Annotated in this window: 2 protein-coding genes; both read left to right on the forward strand. The window is 62.2% G+C overall.

The window, feature by feature from the left end:
• The first annotated feature begins 2,519 nt into the window (after positions 1-2,519).
• A complete protein-coding gene (locus QHF83_RS52620; RefSeq protein ID WP_282425755.1) occupies positions 2,520-3,503 on the forward strand; it encodes a winged helix DNA-binding protein in 984 nt (327 codons plus the stop codon).
• A gap of 1,661 nt (positions 3,504-5,164) precedes the next feature.
• Entirely contained in the window at positions 5,165-5,929 is a 765-nt protein-coding gene (locus QHF83_RS52625) for a toll/interleukin-1 receptor domain-containing protein (RefSeq protein WP_282425756.1), read from the forward strand.
• Positions 5,930-6,476 lie beyond the last annotated feature (547 nt).

Raw genomic sequence — 6,476 nt, forward strand, 5'->3', positions numbered from 1 at the left:
CCCGCGCCCACGCCCGCGCCGTCCGCGCGTCCTGCGGCTGCGGCTCCCGCGCCCGCGCGGTCCGCGTGTCCTGCGGCTGCGGCTCCCGCGCCCGCTGCGCATCCCGTGCCGCCCCCGCCGCCGCCCCCGCATGCCATATCGCTGCATGCGGAACTCGCGTTGTACACGTTGATGGCAGTGACGAACGCGGACCGAGGGATCAAGCACGCTGAATGGCAACACATGAACCTCGTGCTTGGGGAGAAATTCGCGAGGTGCCAGCGAGTGCTCATAGATCCCAGCGTGCTCGCGATTGCCGGATCTATCGTCGCGTACTCCCGCGCGAAGGGCTGCGCGAACGCCGCCACGTTTGCCTTATCTCCGACATCCGACGTGCCTGCCGAACTCGTGGCGGTGGTCGTCGGCGAAGTTCTGGCCGCGTGCCAGGACGCCCCCCCGATACCGCTCCGCGCCGAAGTCGTGGTCTACACGGCCCTTGTGGTGAAGAACGCGGATCGGGGGCTCACTCCGTCGGAATGGGAGAACATCAACCGCGGGTTCGGCGGTCGGATCGAGAGGTGCCAGCGCGTGCTCTCGCATCCGAAGGTTCGGGCGGTGGCTGACGCCATCGTCGCGCGCGGCCGTGCCAAGCGCATCGACGTGACAACGTTCGCCTATTCGCCAGCAAACGAGGCGTACGGCGAGCTTTTGGCGGCAGCCGTCGGTGGCATGCTGATCGAGCCTCAACCCAAGCCCGCGGCACCGTCGCCGCCCGCGATGGTCCCCGCGCCCGTCCCCGCGGTCCCCGCGGCAAGGGCGCCTCGGGCCCCCGAGCCGCCCGTCCATGCGCCCGCGGCAACGGCCCCGCCGGGACACGTTCCCGAGCCGCCCATCCCCGCACCAGCGGCACAGGGGCGCGCCGACGTGCCCTCTCGCGACGAGCTGCCGGTCCCCATGTCCGCAGGGACCGAGCCGCCCGTCCTCGCGCCAGCGGCAACGGCCCGCGTTGAGCGCGCGTATCCCAGGTGCGCGCGAAGGATGCCGTTGGCGGCACGACCGTGGCGGAGCAGCGCGGCCAGGTCGGGCATCGGGCGGGACTTAACGCCGCCGGTTCCGCCGCCTCCCACCTCTGCCGCGCCCTTGCCGCGTGAGCCGGTGCCGCCCGCGGCTCCCGCGCCCGTCGTGGCCCTTCCGCTCATCATGCCGACGTTGATCACCATGGCGCCGTCGAGCCTTGTCTCCGGCGCGCTACCCGTGCCGGAGACGACAGCGACCCCGGCGCGGACGACCGCCACGATCAGCTCGTCGCGCAGTTCTCCGTCGCGCTTGACGGTCCACGAGCCGCTGCCCCGAGGCCGGTCCCCGCCACGAGCCCGGCGCCGGGGTCCCGCTTCCGCCACGACCCGCGGCTTTCCTCCCGCGACTTCCACGCCTCTACGGAGGAGGCATGTGCCGCCTACGGCGACTCGGGTCACCGCACCGATCTTGATCACCTTGCCGACCGCGGGCTCCGTCTCCGCCGCGTTGACGCCCGCGGCTATTCTGAACGGTGCCGCCTCCGACGCGGACCCTCTCCTCGCAGTTCTTCGCTGCGCTCGACGGATGGGCCTTTGCCTGAAGGGGAGCGCGCAGCGAGAAACGCGCAGGCAAAGGTAGGGACAATCCATGCGTGTGCTGCGACGCGAGGCGCGCAGCATGTGGGCTCCCCGAGGGGCTGGATCTGTCTTGTCAACCAGGACGGACCATGCCATACAGCCTCTCATGGGTGTCGGGGGGATCGCGAACTTCCGGTTGAGCCTTCATACGGGACGGCGTAAGACCCCGACATCACCGTTCAAGCGGGCCGACGACGCCCAGAGGGGCGCCGTAGAATATATCCCCCATTATTCGGAAGGGCGGTTCGAGCCCATCGAGCAGGGTTCTGCGTCGACGCGGACACGCGGCGCTGGGTCGCGAGGTAGTGCAGGCGCCGGAGCGTCGCCTGCACTGCCGCCAGGGCCATTCGCGGTGGTGGCGGCCGTGTCATCGATGTGCAGCTTGGATCGTCGTGACGCACCGCGGCTTTGTGGGAGCGCGTGCGCACTGGCAACGCTGGCGCTGCCGACGCTGCGTATCCTGCCGCGGTACGTGGTTACGCCGCAGCGGGCTAACCAGCGCGGAGAGGTGGTTATGCGGCGGCAGGCCAATTACACAGGGCGGACGGAGCAGAAGACATGAGCGTGTACTCGGCGTGGGGATTCAGTGATGTTCCGTTTCAAGTTACGGCCTTGCCGCCGAGTGTCCAGGGCAGTCGGCTCCTCATAGGTCGCGATACGGAGGTGGCACAACTTACGAGGCGCTTAGGGACGGGGCCGAAGCTTGCTACAATAGAGGGCCCGAATGGTGTCGGAAAGACAAGCTTAGTCAACGTAGCTGTATTCCGCGCATACGACCACTACATCACTCAGGGCACGGGTCCCCTCCTGATCCCGTGCAGCAGGACGTTCCAGCTGAGTCCTGGGAAAACAACTTCTGACCTTTCAACCGACGTTTGGTACGAGGTGGCGCAGACACTCGTGAAAGCGGCATCTTCGCTTGCAGCACACAAGGACGTGACCGAGCGCAAGCTTCTCGCCCGTTGGCTGAACTCCCCGATCCTTGGGACGCTCGCGGGCTCCGTTGGTGTTTCAATCGCCGGGTTTGGCGGTAGTCTTGGCGGCAGCAAACCTGAGAGCGCAAACACGGGCGAAGGTTTTCGTACAACGGGTATTCAGAAGCTTGTCAAGGACTGGCTGGCTGAGATCTTCGCTGAGCCTAACTCGGGCGGCGTCGTTTGTGTGCTCGATAACCTGGAACTCCTACAGACCTCGGAGAGTGCGCGCGAGCAACTCGAGGTCCTTCGAGATGAGATTCTCACGTTGCCCGGACTTCGGTGGGTGCTGTGTGGGGCATTGGGGATCGTGCACGGGGTCGCGTCGTCGCCAAGATTAGAAGGAACGCTGTACGACCCAATTGACCTTTCCGGAATTCCAGACAGCTTAGCGCGCGAGGTTCTTATCTCACGTGTTGAAGCCTTCGGTGTCATAGATTCCCCATACCTTCCGCTCGAAGCGGAACATTTCTCGGAGCTTTATCATCTAATGCGGGGCAACCTTCGCGCTGCCCTGAGCCATGCAGATGAGTACTCCCAGAGCATTGCAGATGCAGGGGCGCACCCCGATACCCCCCAAGCCAAGTCCGCCGCGTTTGCCGCTTGGCTTGACTCGCAGACGCAGAAATACAATGACGCCGCGGCATCACAGCTTGGGCCGACCGCTTGGGGCGTTTTCGACCAAGCAATCAAGGTTGGAGGCGGATTTTCCCCAAGCTCCTTCGCCGATTTTGGATTCAAGAGCATTGCAGCGTTGCGACCTCATGTCCGTGACCTCGAGCAAGCAGGGCTCCTCGTAAGCACACGCGACGACGGAGATCGACGCAGAAAGACAGTACGCGTCACGCCGAAGGGATGGTTCGTGAATCGTGCACGGACGCGAAACGCTCAGTGAGCGAGACCGTCCAACAAAAAATGGCCCCCCTCGCGGCGATGAGACCGGTCCGTGCAAACTGATCGGTCGTGGAGCCGCGTGCCCAGTCCGCTTCGATTTTGAAGCTGCATGGAAGGAAGAAAGATATGCTGGTAATGCATATTCGCGAAGTCTCGGGAATGAGACAGCTCCTCGTGCGCTTTGCCGGGGCGCGCGACGCTGGTCGCGAGGTCCACTTTGCAATCTACCATTCGGACGAGACAACGAGGCTCTGCGAACTTATCGCGAGTTGCGTCGTACTTGGGACTTGCCAATACGACAACAACACGCTGACATCTGACATTGCGGAGTCTGCCCTCAGCAAGCTTGTCACGTATCAGGCTGTCCCGCGCATGCTTTCCGAGATGATTGGCCAGTATAGTGTCACATCTCCGGATACACTCCGCTCTATTCGAATCAGAATTACCAGTTCCGAGGTCTTTATCGACTCGGATGTCGCTCCCTCGGGGTCGCACGCGTGACTTCGATTGGTGCACCCTTTCGACCAACGGCGACACCATGGTAAGCTTCAAGAAGGTTGTGGCCGCTTTTGGCCTAAAAAAGTTTCAGGCACGTGCGCTCAGGCTCTGGGCCGAAACGCACTGTGGCCTAGTCTTCGGTCGCGAAAATTGTGTTGGCACCGGTGTATTTGTTGGGCTTCCTGATGGGCACACAGCCCTACTAACTGCGCGGCATGTTGTCCGCGAGTGCTTGCTCGATGGCGAAATTACGCTGCAGAGTTGGGGCATCCTCAACCGGTCATTCCTTCCTGGTGCGATTCGCGTGTTGGGCACTAATGATGCTGCACTACTGTATCTAGTGCCTCAGGAGCACAAGGTCAGAGCCCTGCCGTATGCCGTGTGGTCCACGCAACGCCCGACAGTAGCGCCCGGTACGGCGATTCAATGTACCGGTGCTCCGGGAGCGATGAGGGCTCGTCCGGATATCACGGAACGTATTTTCAAGAGCATTACCATGCTTAGCTATATGACGTCGGTCAAAACGGTGGCCCCAAATATGATATCGTGTGACGTTGACGAGAGGCAGGGCCTTCCTTCCTTCAGAGGGATGAGTGGCGGGCCAGCGTTTTCGCTTGAACGTGAACTCATCGGCATCAACATCTTGGAGGAGCGCGACATTACTGCGGAGGACGGGTTGGTCCACGTACTTCCCCGCAACGTCCTCGACCCCTTCCTCCTGCAAACCCTACCATCGGAAGTGGAAGGAACTATTCGCGCTCGCCTCGGGGCGCTCTTCTCGGCTGAGTGCTTCGGTGGGCCTCGGAAGAGTCAACGCGCGGTGGTGAAGGTTGAGTATGACCTCTTCGAACCGCGTCGCATCGCACGGGCTCCGGACACTCCTGACACTTTGCAGGCGCGCCTGCGCCGGATCACAATCCAGGCAACTCAGCATACCGCATTTGTGGTCCATACCGAAAGCCACACAAGTGTCCGCCCTGACCGATTAGACCAGTGGGAGGACGTCGCGAATGCGGCACTAGACGCACTCGGTATGGCTTCGCAGTGGGCACCGCTCGTCTCGGAATGCTAGGCCGGAATACCAGAGAAGGCGCTGGTCCTTTATTCGTCATCGGAGTGCTTGGTGCCGAGATGTTAAGCGGCTTTCCTAGGTGAGGAAAATACATGGCAAAGAGTCTCGTGTTTCTATCCCACATATCCCAAGAGCAGGACCTCGCAAACGCCTTCAAGGTTTTCCTTGAGGACTCGTTTCTTGGCCTGATCGAAGTCTTCGTTTCCTCGAATGAGGAAAGCCTTCCGGCGGGCAGCAAGTGGTTGGACAGCATCACTCATGCGCTCAGGACCTGCACGGTGGAGATCTTGCTTTGCAGCGCCAGATCGATCGAGAGGAGATGGATCAACTTTGAAGCGGGTGCGGGTTGGGTTCGAGGCATTCCCGTAATCCCGATTTGCCACTCAGGGTTGACCCGTGACGCATTACCACCCCCGCTCAACAGCCTGCAAGCTGCGAATGCGTCCGATGCTGACCACCTCCGTCGGGTTCTCGGAACAGTCGCTACGGCGCTCGGATCTCGGACTCCGACTGTCAATCTTGACGCTTTCGCCGAAAGAATTAAGTCGATCGAGGAGACGCTTTCGCTTTGGTCTCAGCTTGAGGAGTTTGCGCAGCTCCTCGGAGACGCACGCTCGAATTTGTTGCAAAATCTTGCTGATGGGCGCGGAGTGAAGTGGCCCAACTGTCCCGACGATCGTGCAAGGGGATTCTTATCTTTCGCGCACTTTCTGGCGGTGCATGAGATTTGCCGCCTCGAGGACACGGGAGTTGCTTTTGCGGGGGGGATCGGCCAAGTTCGCGATCTTATATTCCATCCCCTGTCCCAATCCGCGAGGATTCTGCGCTCGCCGCAATTTAAGTTTCGAGCTTCCTAGGCTGCCGTTTGCGAGGCTGCCCAACCTGCCGAGCTGGTGACCAGCGGGCGCTGCGCGCCACCATTGGGCAGACAGGGGAAGACACCTAACCTCGGCAGCCATCAAAGGACGACACACGCGGCAGTCCTGCATCGTCAGGGAGACTACGCAGCGGCGAGGACAGGCGCCTGGATAGGGGCTGCCAATTGGTTGCCATCCGCGTTCGCCAGAAATTTGCCCTGGCTCGCCTCGACATGGCAGATGGTCCCAAAGGGGAGGAAGCCTACACATGCCCGCTGCCGCCAAGTGGGGGGATCTCGTCGTCGGCATGTATCCGTTCGGCAACCCGCATCATGGCGCTCTTCCGGACTGCTGCGTAACATTTCCCCTCGATGCGGCGGCATGACGAGTTCGTCAAAAATGAAGGTGCAGAGGAGGCAACCGCCACGAAGACCGCGAAGAAGCGTGGCTCTGCGCGCGGTCGGGGTGCGAGTGAGAACCGCGCCGACGCGTCCGTGTCCGACGCTCGGCCCGGCAGCAGTGAGCGTTCGTCGCGGCGTCGCCGCCT

This window comes from Polyangium sp. 15x6, assembly GCF_029960785.1.
Lineage (GTDB): Bacteria > Myxococcota_A > Polyangia > Polyangiales > Polyangiaceae > Polyangium.

Excerpts from the sequence above, each read along its gene's own strand:
- QHF83_RS52625 (WP_282425756.1), top strand. The coding sequence starts at position 5,165 with ATGGCAAAGAGTCTCGTGTTTCTATCCCACATATCCCAAGAGCAGGAC.